Source organism: Telluria sp. AZSoR62, from assembly GCF_058111565.1.
The window spans coordinates 119190-137381 of sequence record NZ_JBYTST010000005.1; the positions used below are offsets into that span (position 1 = coordinate 119190).

General features: G+C 67.3%; 15 protein-coding genes. 8 read left to right on the forward strand and 7 right to left on the reverse strand.

Annotated elements, in window-relative coordinates:
- Positions 1 to 6 precede the first annotated feature (6 nt).
- The 3 genes from AC3XQU_RS10035 to AC3XQU_RS10045 form a co-directional block, all read right to left on the reverse strand.
- The gene (locus tag AC3XQU_RS10035; RefSeq protein WP_489874013.1) at positions 7 to 192 is read right to left on the reverse strand and encodes a hypothetical protein; all 186 of its coding nucleotides are present in this window, start codon (positions 190 to 192) and stop codon (positions 7 to 9) included.
- A 73-nt stretch (positions 193 to 265) separates the two neighbouring features.
- Entirely contained in the window at positions 266 to 1090 is an 825-nt protein-coding gene (locus AC3XQU_RS10040; protein ID WP_489874014.1) for a metal-dependent hydrolase, read from the reverse strand.
- Between the two features lie 117 nt (positions 1091 to 1207).
- Positions 1208 to 3502, reverse strand: coding sequence for a TonB-dependent receptor (locus tag AC3XQU_RS10045; RefSeq protein WP_489874015.1), 2295 nt, complete (start codon positions 3500 to 3502; stop codon positions 1208 to 1210).
- Between the two features lie 264 nt (positions 3503 to 3766).
- Between AC3XQU_RS10045 and AC3XQU_RS10050 the strand changes: the two genes are divergently transcribed.
- The 8 genes from AC3XQU_RS10050 (at position 3767) to AC3XQU_RS10085 (ending at position 13428) form a co-directional block, all read left to right on the forward strand.
- Positions 3767 to 5110, forward strand: a complete 1344-nt coding sequence (locus tag AC3XQU_RS10050) for a GIN domain-containing protein (protein ID WP_489874016.1) — start codon at positions 3767 to 3769, stop codon at positions 5108 to 5110.
- A 322-nt stretch (positions 5111 to 5432) separates the two neighbouring features.
- Positions 5433 to 6311, forward strand: a complete 879-nt coding sequence (locus AC3XQU_RS10055) for a glucosamine kinase nucleotide-binding domain-containing protein (protein ID WP_489874017.1) — start codon at positions 5433 to 5435, stop codon at positions 6309 to 6311.
- Complete coding sequence (gene nagA, locus AC3XQU_RS10060) at positions 6308 to 7393, forward strand: N-acetylglucosamine-6-phosphate deacetylase (RefSeq protein WP_489874018.1); 1086 nt, start codon at positions 6308 to 6310, stop codon at positions 7391 to 7393. The genes AC3XQU_RS10055 and nagA overlap by 4 nt, the downstream gene beginning before the upstream one ends.
- A gap of 17 nt (positions 7394 to 7410) precedes the next feature.
- Entirely contained in the window at positions 7411 to 8421 is a 1011-nt protein-coding gene (locus AC3XQU_RS10065) for an SIS domain-containing protein (RefSeq protein WP_489874182.1), read from the forward strand.
- 4 nt (positions 8422 to 8425) lie between these two features.
- Positions 8426 to 9910: a glycoside hydrolase family 3 protein gene (locus AC3XQU_RS10070; RefSeq protein ID WP_489874019.1), complete on the forward strand. Its 1485-nt coding sequence runs from the start codon at positions 8426 to 8428 to the stop codon at positions 9908 to 9910.
- A gap of 181 nt (positions 9911 to 10091) precedes the next feature.
- A complete protein-coding gene (locus tag AC3XQU_RS10075; protein ID WP_489874020.1) occupies positions 10092 to 11402 on the forward strand; it encodes a tetratricopeptide repeat protein in 1311 nt (436 codons plus the stop codon).
- Between the two features lie 164 nt (positions 11403 to 11566).
- Positions 11567 to 12637 (forward strand): flavodoxin family protein, encoded by a 1071-nt coding sequence (locus tag AC3XQU_RS10080; protein WP_489874021.1) that lies wholly within the window; start codon positions 11567 to 11569, stop codon positions 12635 to 12637.
- A 50-nt stretch (positions 12638 to 12687) separates the two neighbouring features.
- A complete protein-coding gene (locus tag AC3XQU_RS10085) occupies positions 12688 to 13428 on the forward strand; it encodes a GntR family transcriptional regulator (RefSeq protein WP_489874022.1) in 741 nt (246 codons plus the stop codon).
- Positions 13429 to 13493: 65 nt separating this feature from the next.
- On the opposite strand, the gene AC3XQU_RS10090 is transcribed toward AC3XQU_RS10085, so the two are convergent.
- The 4 genes from AC3XQU_RS10090 to AC3XQU_RS10105 form a co-directional block, all read right to left on the reverse strand.
- On the reverse strand, positions 13494 to 14285 hold the full coding sequence (locus AC3XQU_RS10090; protein WP_489874023.1) for an SDR family oxidoreductase: 792 nt from the start codon (positions 14283 to 14285) through the stop codon (positions 13494 to 13496).
- A 95-nt stretch (positions 14286 to 14380) separates the two neighbouring features.
- Entirely contained in the window at positions 14381 to 17194 is a 2814-nt protein-coding gene (locus AC3XQU_RS10095) for a M16 family metallopeptidase (protein ID WP_489874024.1), read from the reverse strand.
- A gap of 75 nt (positions 17195 to 17269) precedes the next feature.
- A complete protein-coding gene (locus AC3XQU_RS10100; RefSeq protein ID WP_489874025.1) occupies positions 17270 to 17719 on the reverse strand; it encodes a CBS domain-containing protein in 450 nt (149 codons plus the stop codon).
- Between the two features lie 109 nt (positions 17720 to 17828).
- Positions 17829 to 18179, reverse strand: coding sequence for a DUF3579 domain-containing protein (locus AC3XQU_RS10105; protein ID WP_489874026.1), 351 nt, complete (start codon positions 18177 to 18179; stop codon positions 17829 to 17831).
- Between the last annotated feature and the right edge of the window lie 13 nt (positions 18180 to 18192).

Here is an 18192-nt window from a genome sequence, read left to right on the forward strand (position 1 = left end):
AGGGAATCAGAGCTTCGAGAGCCAGGCGCGGTTGGCCGCGATCTTGGCCTTGACCGCGGCAGGCAGCGCTTCGAAGCAGCCCGGGTGCTGCTTGAGCGCATGCTCGCGCACTTCCTTCTGCATGCCGTTGACGATGAAGACGTAGACGGCCGCCCCCTCGCCGTTCGTGCGGGTGCCCATATAGCGGATCACTGGAATTCTCCTTGCATGGCCCCATTATGACACCGCCCGGCCCGCTCCCGCCACCCGGCAGGCCCCGGGCCGCTCACGGAGCGCTGCTGCGAATCGCCCGGTAGGCGTCACTGTTGCGGTCGAGCCACGTTTTGACCAGCGCCCGGTTGTCGTGCGCCCAGGGATGGAAGGATGGCGAGAAGTACTGCAGCACGGGCCCGGCCATGTGCCAGGCCAGGCCGCGCCGCCCGAACCACATGCGCGCGGCGCTCAGCCAGGTGCCGGGCCGCCACAAGGCGCCGTCGCGGTGCAGGTTGTGCGCGGTCTGGATGAAGTTATCGAACCAGAACACCAGGCTCACCTGCACGAACCACAGCACCCGGCGCCAGTAGCCGCCGCCCGCGGCGCGATAGACGTCGAAGGCCACGCCCTTGTGCTCGAGCTCCTCGACCGCATGCCATTCCCACAGGCGGCGCAGCGCCGGCTCGGCATCCGCGATCCACTGCGGGTGACGCAGGACGCCGTCGGCCAGCATGGCGGTGTAGTGCTCGAAGGCGCAGGTGACGGCCACCCGGCTGCGCACGTCCAGGCGCGACACCCGCGCGACGCGCCATAGGATGCGTTTTTCGGTGACGAAGGCCAGGTTCTGGCGCGCCAGCTCGGCGTTGTACTGGATGTGGACGTGGCGGTGGGTCGCTTCCTGGCCGACGAAATCCTTCACTTCGGCGCATAGCACGGGATCCATGAGGCGCTCTTCCGGCACCGCGCGCAGGCTGTCGATGAACATCTGCTCGCCGATCGGGAAGGTCATCGACAGCGCATTGAACCACTGGCTGCGGTAAGCGTCGCCACCCAACCAGCGGCGGCCGAAGCCCCGGGCCAGGTCGACATCGAGCTTGCGGACGGTGAGTGATGACATGGCGGCTCCCCGGTGGAAGATTCGCCGACTATAGCACCACTGCTGCATTGAAAATACCGGCCCACACAACGAAAAACCGGCCTCGGGGGCCGGTTTTTTTCAGATCATGCAGGGTGCTTAGAAATTGACCTTGAACTGGGCGCCGAGGGTGCGCGGCTCGTTCAGGATGCCGGTCAGGTTGTCGAAGTCGATCGCGCCGACTACCTGCACGCGGTCGGTGATGTTGCGGGCAAAGGCCGACACTTCGTACTTCCCGTCGTTCCACTTGTAGCCCAGGCGCAGGCCGCCCTCGACCAGCGAACGGGCCTTGTACTCCTTGGCTTCGTATAGGAACATGTTGTAGGTCGTGCGGTAGGCCCAGTCGGTGTTGGCGAAGAAGTCGCCTTCGCCCACCGGCACCGTGTACGACAAGCTGAAGTTGGCCTGCCACTTCGGTGCGCGCGGCAGCGGGTTGCCGTCGATGCGCACGGTGCCGGCGAACGGGCCGACCGGATCGGTCACCGTGCAGCCGGCGCGCCCGCCGGTGTTGGCGAAGTTGCCGCACTGCTGGACGAACAGGGCGCCGTCCTTGATCTCGGTGTCGTTGTAGCTCACGCCGGAAGAGAAGCGCAGGCCGTCGGCCAGCACCGCCTGGAAGTCCAGTTCCACGCCTTGCCCCGTGACCTTGTCGGCATTGATCAACTGGTTCATGTTGACCACGCCACTGCCGGCGGTGAGCTGCTTGTCCTTGACGCGGTACTGGAACACGCTGGCCGACACGCGCGCGCGGCGGTCGAACAGCTCCTGCTTGATGCCGGCCTCGTAGGACAGCACTTTTTCGGCGTCGGCGAAGGACGGGCGGTCCGCCAGGCCGTTCAAGCGGCCCTGCATGCTCGGTGCGCGGTAGCCGGTGGCCACGCGCGCGAACAGGTTGGTGTCGGCATTGAGCGAATAGGTGCCGCTCAGGTCCCAGCTGACGTTGGTCGAGTCGTTGTTGATGATGAAGGGACCGGCCGTGGTGGCTTCGACGCGGCGCGCCGAGAAGTCCTTCTTGTCGCTGGTGTAGCGCAGGCCGCCGCGCAGTTTCAGCTTATCCGAGACGGTGTAGTTCAGCGAGCCGAAGGCGGCCCAGGATTCGGTCGACTGGTTCTGGGTCGCGAAGAAGGGGTTCTGCGGATTGCCGGGCGCGAGCGAATCGAAGCTGATGCTGTCGATCTGGATGTCTTCGTTGAAGTAGAACAGGCCGCCGATCCACTGCAGCGGGCCGGTGCCGTTGGACTCGGCGCGGAATTCCTGGGTGAACTGGCGGTGGAACGGCAGCAGGTCGGCCGTCTCGACCACGAAGGGAATGTAGCCCGGGCCCATCGGCTGCGCATACACGGCGCCGTAGCCGCCGTCGACGTCGGCGCGGCTGTAGAAGTCGGCCGACTCGTAGCCGGTGATCGAATGCAGGGTGATGGCGTCGCCGTTCCAGCGCAGGCGCATGTTGGCGCCCTTGGTCTTCAGGGTCTGCTTGTTGACGCCGTCGGTCGGATAGGAGCCGTAGTCGAAGCCGTCGACCAGGTCGTTGGTGCCGGCCTTGATGATGTTGGCGCGGAACAGGGTGGCGTTGTTGTCCAGGTCGCGCATGTGGACGTTGAACAGCGCGCTGAACTGCTTGTTCGGCTGGACCAGCACCTGGATGCGGCCGGCGTTGTCGTGGTAGCCCTCGAAGTCGCGGGTACCGGTCGGGCGCGGGTTGTGCACGCGGTCGTCGCGGTTCTGCGACTGCAGCGAAATGCGCGCGGCCACGGTGTCGCTGAATGGCAGGTTGAACACGCCTTCGGCGTTCTTGGCGCCGTAGTTGCCCAGGCCCAGGCTTAAATAGCCTTCGCGCTTGAACACCGGCTTGACCGAGTCGAACTTGATCACGCCGGCCGGCGAATTGCGGCCGAACAGGGTGCCCTGCGGGCCGCGCAGCACTTCGATCTGCTCGGTGTCGAATACCGGGAAGCCCTTGAGCATTGGGCTTTCCTGCACGATGTCGTCGACCACCAGGCCGACCGGCTGCGAGGCGTTCAGGTCGAAGTCGGTATTGCCCTGGCCGCGGATGTAAAAGCGCGGGAACGAGCGGCCGTAGTCGGATTCGACGTTCAGGCTGGGCGAGCGGCCGGACAGGAAGCGGATGTCCTGGCCGCCGGCGACCAGGGTGTCGAGCTTGTCGCCGCTGAGGGTGGTGATCGCCATCGGAACCTCGCGGATGTTCTCGGCGCGGCGCTGGGCCGTCACGATCACCACGTCGAGCCGCTGGCCGCCCTGCGCGGGCGCGGCTTGCGCTGCCGGTGCGTCCTGGGCGGCGGCGGCTTCCTGGGCCAGGGCCGCCTCAAGCGGGAAGGCACTGGCGATGGCCAGGCACATCAGGGTGCGGCAACGTGGGAAAGCGGGACGGTTCATGGAATTCCTTTGGTAGCGTGGACGGGAAGCGCAACAACAAATTTGTAAATACTCAACTATAACAAGCTGTCCAGATGACATTCAAGCAAACTTGCTAGACGACACACCCTAACAAGAGGGCTTGACAGCGCCGTCCGGCCACGGCCCATCCGCCGAATCCGCATCCCAGTGCCCGTTTTTGCGCGTTCGTCGTTTTACCCGGGCGGCAAGCGAAAGCTTGTCATATCGTTCAGCCTCCCCTTGGCTTCCACTGATCACCAGACCATGACGACCGCCCTCAAGCCCGCCCTCCTCGCCGCGGCCATCGCCGCCGGCTTCCTCGCCACCCAGCCCAGCCACGCCGAGTCGCCACGCGGCGACGTCGTGGCGCAGCAGCGCACCGTGGCCGCCTTCAGCGCCATCGAGCTGTCCGGCCCCTTCGACGTCGTGGTGCGCGCCCAGGGCCGCCAGGCGGTCGAGGTCTCGGGCGAGCGCAAGCAGCTGGACGAGGTCGAGACCTTCGTGCGCGGCGACACCCTGGTGGTGCGCCCGGTCCAGCGCAACGGTTTCCACTTCAGCTGGGGCAAGCGCGAGACGCCCACCGTCAGCATCACGGCCGCGCAACTGAAAAGCCTGAAGATGTCCGGCAGCGGCGACGTCGAGCTGGCCCAGCTCTCGGGCGAGCGCTTCTCGCTCAGCGTGGACGGCCCGGGCGACCTGCAGGCCGCCGGCGCGGTGCGCGACCTGGCGGTGCGCTCGACCGGCAGCGGCGACGTCGACCTGCATCGCCTGAAGGCGGCCAATGTCGAACTGGCCCAGTCGGGACCGGGCGACGTGCGCCTGGCCGGCGTCGGCAACGAGCTGGTGGCCAGCCTCACCGGATCGGGCGACCTGGAGGCCGACGGCCTGCGCCTGGCGCGCCTGAACGCGCGCATGAGCGGCCCCGGGAGCATGAAACTGTCGGGCAGCGCGCGCGAACTGCGCGCCGAGGTCGAAGGCTCGGGCGACTTCGAGGCCTGCGCGCTGGCGGTCGATGCCGCCTCCACCGTCCAGCGCGGCCCGGGCAGCGCCTGCGTGGCCGGCGCCATCAAGCGTTTCGACGCGGAAGTGAGCGGCTCGGGCGAGCTGCAGGTCAGCGGCTTGCAGGCCGCCTCGGCCAGCGTGCGCCTCGGCGGCCCCGGTGGGGCGACGCTGGGCGGCGCCATCGGCGAACTCACCGCCGAAGTCACCGGCTCGGGCGACCTCGATGCGGGCGAGCTGAAGGTCAAGCGCGCGACCGTCAAATCCCGCGGCCCGGGCGGCATCGAACTGGCCCATGTGTCGGATACGCTCGACGCGGACCTGCGCGGCTCGGGCGGGCTGGAAGCAAAGATGGACGGCAAGCGGCTCCTGCTCAAGATGAGCGGGCCTGGCACGGCCCGCATCGAGGGCAAGGTGGAGCTGGTCAAGGCCCAGCTGAGCGGCTCGGGCGGACTGGAAGGACGCGGCTTGACGGCCGGCCGTGCCGAGATCGCGGTCAGCGGCGCGGGCAATGCGGCGGTGAATGTCGTGGGCCGCAATGCGCGCCGCGAGGATGAAGGGCAACTGCTGCTGGTGGATCGGGGCGGGAGCAGGCACCAGTCGCAGTAGAGGAATCGACGCGCAGCGTAGCGTGGGCAAGTTTCTTGCCCACGCGTTGAGCTGAAGAATGAACACGCGCACGGCTATTTTGCCGCTGGTTGAACGCTTGGGCAGAATCTGCCCACCCTACGAGCTACCGCAATTCTGACCACTCGACAATACCAATTTCGATACCACCAAAAACATTTGCATAATCAAGCGCTTATGCAAATTTCCTATGCCATTCAGGGCGGATGGGCACAGGATGTTTGCATACCACTTAAATACCTGTTGACAGGCTGGAGCCGCCTGCCTATAGTGCGCTGACCCTCCCCGGCAGAACACACCCAACATGATCGACTATCTCATCGGCGTCGACGGCGGCGGCACCGGCACGCGCGTGCGCCTGGCCAGCCTGGACGGCGCCGAACTGGCGCAGGCCAGCGGCGGCCCGTCCGCCCTCTCGCGCGGCATCGACAACGCCTGGACCACCATCGACGGCGTGCTCCGGCAAGCCTTCGCCGCCATCGGCATCCCCACCATTCCCACGCACGCCTGCGCCATCGGCCTGGGCCTGGCGGGCGTGCACAACAAGGAATGGGCCGCGCAGTTCGTCGCCGCCAGTCCCGGCTACGCCGCGCTGGCCCTGGACACCGACGGCTTCACCACCCTGATGGGCGCGCACGGCGGCCGGCCCGGCGCCATCGTCGCCATCGGCACCGGCAGCGTCGGCGAAGCCATGCTGCAGGACGGCACCAAGGTCGAAGTCGGCGGCTGGGGCTTCCCGGCCGGGGACGAAGCCAGCGGCGCCTGGATGGGCCTGCGCGCCCTGAACCACATCGAGCAGGTGCTCGACGGCCGTGTCAAAGGCCGCGCCTTTGCGCGCGAGGTCATCGCCTTTTGCGGCGGCTCGCGCGACGCGGTGCAGGTCTGGATCGGCAAGGCCAACCCGGCCGCGTATGCCAGCCTGGCGCGCTTCGTCGTGGCGCATGGCGAGAGCGACCCGGTGGCGCGCGCCGTCCTCGAACACGCCGGCCAGGAAGTGGCCAGCATCGCCATGGCGCTCGACCGCAGCGGCACCTTGCCGCTGGCCCTGTGCGGCGGCCTGGGCGAGGTGCTGCGCGCCTGGCTGCCCCCTGCCATCCTGGCGCGCTGCGTCCCGGCCCAGGGCGATTCCGCCGCCGGCGCGCTGCGCATGATCCGGCGCCACCTTGAAGGAGCAGCACAATGAAGCGCAACATCCTCACCCCCGGCGGCTGGATCCACGGCGAACTGCGCCACGGCGAGCGCATCGACGGCATCGACGGCGCCGAGGCCGACCCCGCATCCAACGGCGACGACTACATCCTGCCCGGCTTCATCGACGTGCACGTGCACGGCGGCGGCGGCCGCGACATGATGGAAGGCGGCGACGCGCCGCACGTCATCGCCGCCATGCACGCCAAGCACGGCACCACCGCCCTGCTGGCCACCACCATGACCGCGCCCGTCGAAGACATCGAGCGCGCCCTGGGCGCCATCGGCGCGGCATGCAAGGCGCGCGGCAGGAACGAGGCGCGCATCCTGGGCGTGCACCTGGAAGGCCCGTACATCAACTCGGGCAAGCTGGGCGCCCAGCCGCCCTTCGCGCGCGAAGCCTCGCTCGACGAAGTGAACCGTTTCAATGAACAGGCGCCGATGCGCCTGATCACGGTGGCGCCCGAGATCGAGGGCCACATGGAGCTGCTGCGCGCGATGGCCGATGCCGGCATCCGGGTGCAGATCGGCCATACCAACGGCTCGTATGAAACCGGCGTGCAGGCGCTCGAACACGGCGCGGTCGGCTTCACCCATCTGTTCAACGCCATGCCCGGCCTGCACCACCGCGATCCCGGCATGGTCGGCGCGGCGCTGGCCCATGCCGAATACGCCGAGATCATCCCCGACCTGCTGCACGTGCACCCGGGCGCGATCAAGACCGCGCTGCGCTGCATCCCGAAGCTGTTCTGCGTGACCGATTCCACCGCCGCCGCCGGCATGCCGGACGGCGAATACATGCTGGGCCGCCAGGTGGTCCACAAGTGCATGGGCGGCGTGCGCCTGGCCGACGGCACCCTGGCCGGCAGCACCCTGACCATGGACCAGGCCTTGCGCAACCTGGTCAAGATCGGCCTGCCGCTGTTTGAAGCCAGCCGGCGCGTGTCGACCAATGCCGCCGACTACCTCGGCGAGACCCAGCGCGGGCGCCTGGCGCCCGGCTGCCATGCCGATTTCGTGGTGCTCGACCGCGACCTGAACATCAAAGCCGTCTATATCGAAGGAGTAGCACTGTGACCCCGACCACCTCGCTCATGTACCAGGAAGCCCTGTCCGCCGGCGACTGCATCGCCCAGCAACTGGCCCAGGATGTCGACCGCTACACGGAACTGGGCCGCAGCCTGCGCGCGACGAATTTCCACAGCGTGGTGACGGTCGCGCGCGGCAGCTCCGACCACGCCTCGAGCTACCTGGCCTACCTGATCATGGCGCGCATGGGCCGCCTGGTGACCTCGCTGCCGATGTCGCTGGTCACCCTGTACAAGTCGCCGCTGGTCACGCGCGACACGCTGGCCGTGTCGATCTCGCAGTCGGGCCAGAGCCCGGACGTCGTCGAGCCGATCCAGTACTTCCGCGCCGGCGGCGCCACTACGGTGGCGCTGGTCAACGACGACCGCTCGCCGCTTGCCGACGCAGCCGAATGGACCATGCCGCTGCACGCCGGCAAGGAGCAGAGCGTGGCCGCCACCAAGAGCTTCATCGCCAGCATGGTCGCCGGCGCGCGCCTGGTGGCCGAATGGCAGGACGACGCCGAACTGCGCGCCGGCATTGCCGCCCTGCCCGACTCGCTGCGGCTTGCTGCGCAAAGCGACTGGTCCGCCGCCATCGACGTGCTGGCCCCGGCCCGTAACATCATGGTAGTCGGCCGCGGCATCAGCTTCCCGGTGGCGCTGGAAGCCAGCCTGAAATTCAAGGAAACCTCGGCCCTGCAGGCCGAAGCGTTTTCCGGCGCCGAGATCAAGCATGGCCCGATGGCGCTGATCGAGGAAGGCTACCCGCTCCTGATCTTCGCTACCCGCGGCCCGGCGCAGGCCGGCCTGGTGGCGCTGGCCGAGGAAATGCGCGGCCGCGGCGCGCACGTGCTGCTGGCAGCACCCGAGGACGTCGCCAGCCGCGACCTGCTGCTGCCTACCGCCGCCATCCCCGACCTCGATCCGATCGTCGCGATCCAGGCCTTCTACATGATGGCCGCGAAACTGTCGAAAGCACGCGGCCTCGACCCGGACCGCCCGCGCCACCTGAGCAAAGTCACCAGGACGAATTAAGCTTATGAGCGACTACCTCGACCTGGCCGGCCAGCTGATGATGGTGCGCCTGTTCGGCACCGAACTCGATGCCGATACCGGCGCCTTCCTGCGCCAGCACAAGATCCGCGGCGCCTGCCTGTTCCGCCAGAACATGCTCGATGCCGGCCAGCTGGCGCGCTTCACGGCCGGCTTGCGCGAGGCGATGGGCGCGCAAGCGCTGATCGCGCTCGACCAGGAAGGCGGCGCCGTGGTGCGTTCGACCTGGGTGCCGGCGCCGCCGAGCGCGATGGCGCTGGGCGCGGCCAACGATCCGGCGCTGGCGCGCGAGGTCGGCGCAGCGGTGGCGCGCGCGGTGCGCGCCCTCGGCTTCAACTGGAATTTCGCGCCGGTGCTGGACCTGAACAACAACCCGCACAATCCCGTTATCGCCGAGCGCTCCTTCGGCGCCGACCCGGAAACGGCCACCCGCATCGCCCTGGCCTGGATGGAAGGCAGCGAGCGCGAAGGCGTGGCCTGCTGCGTCAAGCACTTCCCCGGCCACGGCGACACCCACGTCGATTCGCACCGCGATTTGCCGACCGTCGACAAGCCATTGGCGGAACTGGAACGCTTCGAGTTCGCGCCTTTCCGCATCGCCGCGCCCAAGGCGCGCGCGGTGATGACCGCCCACATCGTCTACCCCGCGCTCGACCCGCAGTTCCCGGCCACGATGTCGCGCCCCATCCTCACCGGCATCCTGCGCGAGCGTTTCGCTTACCAGGGCGTGATCATCACCGACGGCATGGACATGCATGCGATCGCCCACCGCTACAGCGCCGGCCAGGCGGCCGTGAATGCACTGGTGGCCGGCGCCGACATGGTGATGGCGATCGGCTCGCGCGAGACCCAGCTGGAAACCGTGCAGGCAATCGCGGCCGCGATCCGCGACGGGCTGCTGCCGCTGCACGAAGTGGAAGCACGCCTGGCGCGCTTGTCCAGCCTGGCGGCGAGCTTTCCCGCCGGCCCGGTGACGTACGCCACCGACAGCGACGACCGCGCCCTGATGGCGCGCGCCTGGCGCGCCGGCCTCACCGCCCTGGGCCAGCCGCAGCGTCCCGCGCGCGGCAGCAAGATCCGGCTGGTGGCGCGGGCCGACGTGGTCAGCGACGGCGTGTCGGAATCCGGCGTGCCGGCGGCCAGCGTGGCCGCAAGCCTTGGCCGCCTCTACGACGTCGAGCTGGTGACCTTTGCGGACGCCGAGACCTTCGACTGGAGCGCGCTGGCGCAGGACGGCCGCTTCACGATCCTGGCCTCGACCTCGCGCCGCCGCTACGGACCGCAGGCGCGCGCGACCTGGCGCCCCGACCTGCACCTGGCGCTGTGGAACCCCTACCAGGCGCTCGACTTCGACGCCCCCGCCCTGCTCACCTATGGCTTTGCGGCGCCCGCCGTGGAGGCGGCGGTGGACTGGCTGGCCGGCGAGCTGGACGCCCGCGGCCGCTGCCCGGTGCCCGGCTTCGAGGGCTGAGCCGGCGCAAGACGGTAACGCTATGTAACCGCACGGGCGTGCCTGGCCGCCCTGCGGCACAATTGCCGAGCCTGAGAATGGCGCTTTATGGGACAATGCACCCTTTGCCGAGATTGGCATTTTCGCCATTGTTGGCGTGTATGCATTTCTCATCATTATCGACTTGATTGAAGGATACTCCATGGCCCAATTCCGTCTTGCCCGCCTCTGCCTGATGCTCGCCGCTATCGGCGTCTCCGCCCCGGCGCTTGTTACCAGTGCCCACGCGCAGCAAAAGACCGATGCGCCTGCTGCCGCGGCAGCCCCGGCGAAGGACACCGTCCGTCCGGAACTCTTCAAGCTGCTCGATCCGGCCGCCATCAAGCCCCTGATGGACGCCAAGAACTACACCGAAGTGCAGAGCCGCATCACCCAGGCCGAAGCCTTCCCGAACCAGACCCCGTACGAGCAGTACGTCGTCAACCGCATGAAGCTGTCGCTGGGCTCGACCACCAACAACAACGCCATGGCGATGCCGGCGCTGGAAGCCGTGATCAACTCGGGCCGCCTGAACGCGACCGAGAAGACCGACTTCATGCAGGCCCTGGCCAACATGCACTACAACGCCAAGGACTACCCGAAGGCGATCGAGTGGTTCACCCGCTACGAGAAAGAAAGCCCAACGCCTGAGAAAGTGCGCGGCGCCAAGATTCGCGCGCAATACCTGGGCGGCGACTTCGCCGCGGCCAAGACCCAGCTGCTGCCGATGGTCAACGAGATGGAAAAGGCCGGCCAGAAGCCGTCCGAGGAAGACCTGCGCCTGCTGGCGTCGGCCGCCATCAAGATGAAGGACGACGCCGCCTACCTGGTCGGCCTCGAGAAGCTGGCCCGCTACTACCCGAACGACGACTTCTGGACCGACCTGCTCAACCGCGGCGTCGCTCGCCAGAAGGGCTTCGACGCCCAGACCAACATGATCAACGTGTACCGCCTGGAATTCGCGGCCGTGAAGCAGATGGCGGCGGAAGAATACGTCGACCTGGCCGAGCTGTCGCTGCGCGACGGCTTCCCGACCGAAGCCAAGAAGGTCATGGAAGCCGGCTACGCCGCCGGCGTGCTGGGCAAGGGCGCCAACGCGAAGTCCCACGCCGCGCTGCGCGACAAGGCCAACAAGGGCGCCGCCGACGATGCACGCAATATCGCCGCCGGCGAAGCGGGCGCGTCCAAGGCCAAGACCGGCGCGGGCCTGGTCAACCTGGGCTGGGCCTATGCCACGATGGACCAGGCCGACAAGGGCATCGGTTTCATCCAGCAGGGTATCGCCAAGGGCGGCCTGAAGAACGCCGAAGAAGCCAAGCTACGCCTGGGCATGGCACAGGTTCGCGCCGGCAAGAAAGCCGAAGCGATCCAGACCTTCGAGAGCGTCAAGGGCGGCGCCGGCGCCGGCGACCTGGCCAAGTACTGGGTCATGCTGCTGAGCCAGCAGGGCGGCGCGGCAACCGCGGCCAAGTAAGCCTTTTGCACCTTCCTGAAAAGCCGGACGCTGTCCGGCTTTTTTTCGTCCACGGTTTGTCCCGCCCTCGCATGCTTCCAAGAGCATATGTGCGCGCGCGAACATCCGCCCTCCGCGGCCCGCCCGATAATCCACAAACTGATCGCGGTAAATGTGGAGATGGCATGACAACGGTACGCAAGGGGCAAGCGCCCGCCAAGCTGGGGCGCAACGAATTCCACCTGCGCTTTCGCCAGTCCTTCCACGACCCGGCTTTCGACAAGCTCGCGCCCGAGCTCGAGGCGATCGAGCAGGTGGCCTGGGAAGCCTATGCCGAAGGCCGCAAGGCGCCGCGCACCGTGAAAGCCGGTCCGGGCTTCGCCGATCCCGGCTATGACCTGTCGATCGAGTGGAAGGAGGCGCGCGACCGCCTGCTGGCCGCCGAGCGGCACCAGAAAGACCCGGCCTCGCGCAACCGCGTCCTGATCATCAACGGCTCGGCGCGCAACGATGGCACCTGTCCCGGCGAAGTGTCCAAGACCTGGCGCATGGCCACGCTCGCGCGCGACACCTTGATGGCCGAGGGCTTCGAGGCCGACCTGCTCGACCTGAGCCTGCTCAATTCCGACTACGACCGCCACATCCACCCCTGCAAGGGCTGCGTGTCGACTGCCATGCCGCTGTGCCACTGGCCCTGCAGCTGCTACCCGAACCACGCCGAGCGGCAGGTCAATGACTGGATGAACGAGATCTACGAGCGCTGGGTGCTGGCCCACGGCGTCATCATCGTCACCCCGGTCTACTGGTACCAGGCGCCGGGCGTACTCAAGCTGATGATCGACCGCCTGGTCTGCGCCGACGGCGGCAACCCGGACCCGACCTCCACCCACGGCAAGAAGGCCGAGCAGGCCAAGGAGATCGAGCTGGCCGGCTGGGACTACCCCAAGCACCTGGCCGGCCGCGCCTACGGCCTGATGGTGCACGGCGACGTGGCCGGCATCGAAGGCACGCGCCGCTCGCTGGCCGACTGGCTGTCGTGGATGGGCCTGATCGACGCCGGCAGTTTCGCCCAGCTCGACCGCTACATCGGTTATTACGAGTCGTATGCCGAGAGCCACGACACGCTGGACCGCGACACGGCGGTGCAGGAAGAAATGCGCAACGTGGCGCGCGCGGTGGGCGCGGCCGTAAACGAAATCCGCGCCGGCCGGGTGGCCGTGGTCGAGCATCCGCTCAAGAATCCGCGCCCCAAATGAGCCGCGCCGCGGTGGTATGATGCGGCCGACCTGAACTCCATGGGGCCCGCATGATCGATCTCGCCGCACTGATGCAGTCCGCCGCAGGCGGCGGCAAGCTTCCGCTGTACCAGCAGCTGCAGCAGGCGCTGCGCCAGGCCATCGGCGATGGGCTGTTCGGCGCCGCCTCGGCGCTGCCGGCCGAGCGCCAGCTGGCAGAGGAACTGGGGATCTCGCGCATTACCGTGCGCAAGGCGATCGATGCGCTGGTCGAGGAAGGCCTGCTGGTACGGCGCGCCGGCGCGGGCAACTTCATCAACACCCGCATCGAAAAGAACTTCGCCCGCCTGAGTTCATTTTCCGAAGACATGCGCGCCCGTGGGCGGGTGCCGCGCAACGAGTGGCTCAAGCGCTCGGAAGGCCTGGTCACGCCCGAGGAAGCCCTGCGCCTGCGGCTCTCGCCCGGCACCGCCGTCTACCGTTTCAACCGCATCCGCTACGCCGACGACATGCCGATGTGCCTGGAATACGCGACCATCGCGGCCTTTGCCCTGGACTCGCTCGATGCGGTCGGCGACTCGATGTACGAGGCTTTGGCGGCAAGCGGCAACCGGCCGGTGCGGGCGCTGCAACGGCTGTCGGCGTTGCTGCTCAATGCGGAACAGGCGGCGCTGCTGCAGACGCGCGAGGGCGATGCGGGCTTGTGCGTGGAACGGCTGGGCTTTGCCCGGGATGGGCGGGCGGTGGAATTGTGCCGCTCGTACTTCAGGGGGGATATGTATGACTTCGTGGCGGAACTGAATGCGGGATAGAGGCTAAGGTGATGCGTGCCCACGACCGATGATCCGTCGTCCCGGCGCAGGCCGGGACCCCAGGTTCACACCGCCGTAAACCCGCCATCCACTACCAGCTCGTGCCCGTTGACGTAGGACGCCCCGTCCGAACACAGCCACAGCGCGGCAGCCGCAATCTCCGCCGTCTCGGCAAAGCGCCCCATCGGGTGCGCCGCCTTGAGCTTCTTTTCGCTGCTCGGGTCGCGCTCGACGGCGCGCACCAGCATCGGGGTCTTCACCGCGGACGGGCACAGCGAATTGATGCGGATGCCCGAGCGCGCATATTCCGCCGCAGCGCTCTTGGTCAGCCCCACCACCGCATGCTTGCTGGCCGCGTACACCGCGCGGTTGGGAGCGCCCACCAGGCCGGAGACCGAGGCCACGTTGACGATGGCGCCGCCGCCCTGCTTGAGCATCTGGCGCAGCTGGTATTTCATGCACAGCCAGACGCCCTTGACGTTGGCGCCCATGATGCGGTCGAACTGGTCTTCCTCGCCCTCTGCCAGCGGCGCACCCTCTTCGTCGAGGGCGGCGTTGTTGACCGCGATGTCGAGGCGCCCGTAGTAGCTGACAGCCTTGTCGACCAGCGCCTCGACCTCGCCCGCGCGGGTGATGTCGCCGCGCACGAACAAGGCCTTGCCGCCGGATTCGACGATCATGGCGGCGGTGGCATGGCCGCCGTCGATGGCGGTATCGGCCACCACGACGTGGGCGCCGGCGCGGCCGAAGGCCAGTGCGGTGGCGCGGCCGATGCCGCTGGCCGCGCCCGTGACGAGTGCGACCTTGCCGGCAAACTGGAGAGTCTGCGCCGGCTGGGTTTTGGATGTGCCTTTCATGATGCTCCTGATGCCTTGCAACGCATGCTTCTTAAAGGAAACATTTTAACGCAGCATCAGGGCGCTGTCACAATTGGACGCGTGCAGTGTTGCTTCTAGGGCGCAGTCCTGGCGGGCGCTTCGGCCTTGCCCCCCGCCTTGGCCTGGTCGCCGGCCATCACCACGGTCAGCTTGGCAGGATTGACCGCCTTGCGGAAGGCCGCATTGAGCTGCGCCAGCGTGACCGCCGCCAGCTTGCGGTCGAGCGCCGCCGACCATTCGAAGGTACGGCCGCGGTACAGGTAGCTGGTCCAGCCCGAGGCCACCACGCCGTCGTTGGTGCGGTTCTGCAGGCGCTGCTGCAGCAGGCCCGACTTGGCGTCCGCCAGCTCGGCGGCCGTGAAGCCGTCCTTCACCGCGCGCGCCAGTTCCTCCCGCACCGCCCCGTCGAGCTTGCGCAGGTTCTGCGGCGCGGCGATCGCGCTGATCATGAAGACGCCGGCGCGGTCGAAATCGCCGCCCGACAGCTCCGAGCCGCCGCCGTAGGACAGGCCGTCCTTCTGGCGGATGCGGTCCATCAGGCGCGACTTCAGGCCGCCCTCCCCGAAGATGTAATTGGCCAGCATCAGGGCCGGGTAGTCCGGGTCTTCCAGGTTCAGGTCGAGGTTCATGCGCGCGATGTAGAAGCCGTTTTCCTTGTCCGGCGTGTCGAGCATTTTGGTGGCGGCCGCCACCTCCGCGTGCTTGCCGAGGATCGGCGCCACGTTGGCCGGCGCGGTCCACTTGCCAAACAGCGCATCGACCAGCGGCACGACCACCTTCGGGTCGAAGTCGCCGACCACCGCCAGCTCGGCCGGGCTGGAATTGTGGAACTCGCGGTGGTGCCTGGGCAGGTCTTCCAGGCGCACGGCCTGGATCTCGGCGATGTCTTCTTCCAGCGTGTTGGCGTGGCGGATGTCGCCGCGCGGGTACTGCTCGAAGTGCACGCCCAGCGCGCGCGCGGCCACGCTCTGCGGCTCGGCGCGGCCCGCTTCCAGGCCGACCAGCATCTGCTTGCGCAGCTGCTCGAATTCCGAAGCCGGGAAAGCCGGTTCCTTGAGCACGTGGGCGGCCAGCTTGATCGCCTCGACCAGGTGCTCGCGCGTGGTCTGGAAGTGATTCGGGCTGCCGGTCATCTTGAGCTTCTCGAACGCGTCGGCCAGTTCGGCGCGGCTGTACTTCGTGGTGCCCCGCATCAGCATGGCCGAGGTCAGGCCGGCGATGGCGCTCTTGCCGAACAAGTTCTTCTCGTCGCCAAAATGCTGGCGCAGGCTCACCGTCACGGTCTCGCCGCGGTTCTTCTTCGGCAGCAGGGCCAGTTTCACGCCGCCCGCGCTCGTCAGGGTCGTGCGCTTCATGATGTTGGCCTGGCTCGGGTCGAAGTCTTCCGACACCAGGCTGCTCGCCGCCGGCTTGAAGTCCTTCATCACCGTCTCGACCGAGGGCGCGGCCTCCACCAGTGCGCGCTGCGGCGCGTCTTCCGGCACGAAGCTGCCGACGATGCGGTTGCTGCGCATGAAGTAACGGCCGCTGCTGGCCGCGACTTCCTTGGCTTTCACGGCCTTGAGGCGCTCGCGGCCCAGGAAGTACAGGCGCCAGTCGCCCAGCGCGATCACTTCGGACAGCGCGACGCCGACCGCCTGCGGGTCGTTCAGGCTGCGCTCGATCGTGTTCAGGTAGGAGCGGCGCACACGCTCCATTTCGTCCTGCGTCGGCGGCTGCTTGGCCAGGCCCTCGACCGCCTCGATGAGGGAGTCGCGCACCGGCTCGAGCGGCTCGCTCTTCTTGACCACGGCCCCGAAGAATTGCAGGCCGGGCGCATAACCGGTCTGGCCGAAGCTGAAGACCTGGCTGGCCTTGCCCGACTCTACCAGCAGCTTGTGCAGGCGGCCGTTGGGCGCGTCGCCCAGCACTTCGGAGGCAAAGCCCAGCCCTTCCGCATCCTTGTGCAGGTCCGAAGGAATCTTGTAGCCCACCGCGACGATCTGCACGTCGCCCTGGCGCCGCACCGCGAAACTGCGCTCGCCGTCCTGGGTCGGCTCCACGGTCCAGAACTGGGGCAGCGCGCGCTTCGGTTTGGGGATGGCGCCGAACAGGCGGTTGATGGTGGCCAGCGTGGCAGTGGCGTCGAACTTGCCCGCGACCAGCAGGGTTGCGTTGTCCGGCTGGTAGTAGGTCCGGTAGAAGGCCTGCAGGTTGCCGATCCTGACGTTCTCGATGTCGCTGCGGTTGCCGATGGTCGAGCGGCCGTAGCTGTGCCAGTCGTAGGCCACGCTCTGCATGCGCTTGAACAGCACGTTGCCGGGCGAATTCTCGCTGCTTTCGAACTCGTTGCGCACCACGGTCATTTCAGAGGCAAGGTCTTTCTGCGCGACCGGCGAATTGACCATGCGGTCCGCCTCCATCTGCAGCGCCCAGTCCAGGTTCTCTTTCGAGGCCTGGAACACTTCGTAATAGTTGGTGCGGTCGAGCGAGGTGGTGCCGTTGAACTCCATGCCGCGTCGCGAGAACTGGCTGGTGATGTCCGGGTTTTTCTTCGTGCCCTTGAACAGCAGGTGCTCGAGCAGGTGGGCCATGCCGGTCTCGCCGTAGTTCTCGTGGCGCGAGCCGACCAGGTAAGTCATGTTGACGGTGACGGTCGGGCGCGAGGTATCCGGGAACAGCAGCACCTTCAGGCCGTTGGCCAGGCGGTATTCGGTGATGCCCTCGACCGAGGGGCCGAGCGTGACGCCCCTGGGCAGCGGCGCAGCGTTAGGTGCCGCGGCGGCCCTGGCCGGGGCGTCCCCTTGCGGTGCGCTCCAGGCGGGGCCCGGTGCGACGCACAGCAGGCTGGCGGCCACGGCCTGCGCAGCCAGGCCGCGTTTGACGGTCATCAGCTTGATCGGTTTCATGGTGTCCTGTCATGTTGGCAGGACACTGCCGTCCCGCATGTTTTTGAACATGCAGGATGGTAACAGACAGAAATCCTACTGCCGGGCCCTGCGTTCGTGTGCTTGTTGATATGGGCTAATACGGGACAATTCTCCCATCTCTTCGGCCAGGAATTCCAGCAAATCGTCTGCGCTGACGATCCCCGACAGGCTGCCCAGGGCGTCGATCACGGGCACGCGCCGGATGCCGCGCAGGCGCATGCGCTCGATGGTCTCGTAGACGTCGTCGGTCTCGCGGGCAGTGAGCAGGTCGTCGGTCATGATGTCGCCCACCTGCAGGCTGGCCGGATCGAGCCCGGGTGCGATAACGGACACCACGATGTCGCGGTCGGTCAGGATGCCGACCGGGATGCTGGCGCCGTTGACCTGGTCGACCACGATCACGTCGCCCACATGGTGGCGGCGCATCATCAGGGCCGCGCCCTGGACGGTTTCATCGCGGGCGCAAAAAGTTGCCTGGCTGGTGCAGATTTCGCCGATGTGCATGATGCTCTCCCCTGCCTTGCGCGAGAACTGGCGCGCAAAGCAAAACTGGCGCTATGACTTTCATCATAGCGCCAGTTCGACATTCTAAAAGGGCAGGATCTGGACGACGTCAGGCGCCAGGCTTCTTTTCGCCCGGCGGCGGCACGAAACAGGCGTCCGCCACTTGCAAGTCATTGTCCTTGGCGAAATTCAGCACGAAGTGATAAGCCAGCGGCTCGACCTTCTGCAGTTCGCGGCTGACGACCACGGCCTTCGTGCCGCCCACCATCGTCGGGTGGACCCAGGGGGAAAATTGCAGGTGGGCATTGGGACCGGCCTTGCCAGGCGCAAAGCACGACATGACACCGCACAGGCGCTCGGCCCAGTCGCTGGGACGAAATTGCCTGCCGTTGCTCGTGATGCCCAGGATAAAAAACTCGTCTTTGAGTCCTTTATCCGCGGTCTGCGGTAACTCGGCCATAGTGCTGCTTGCT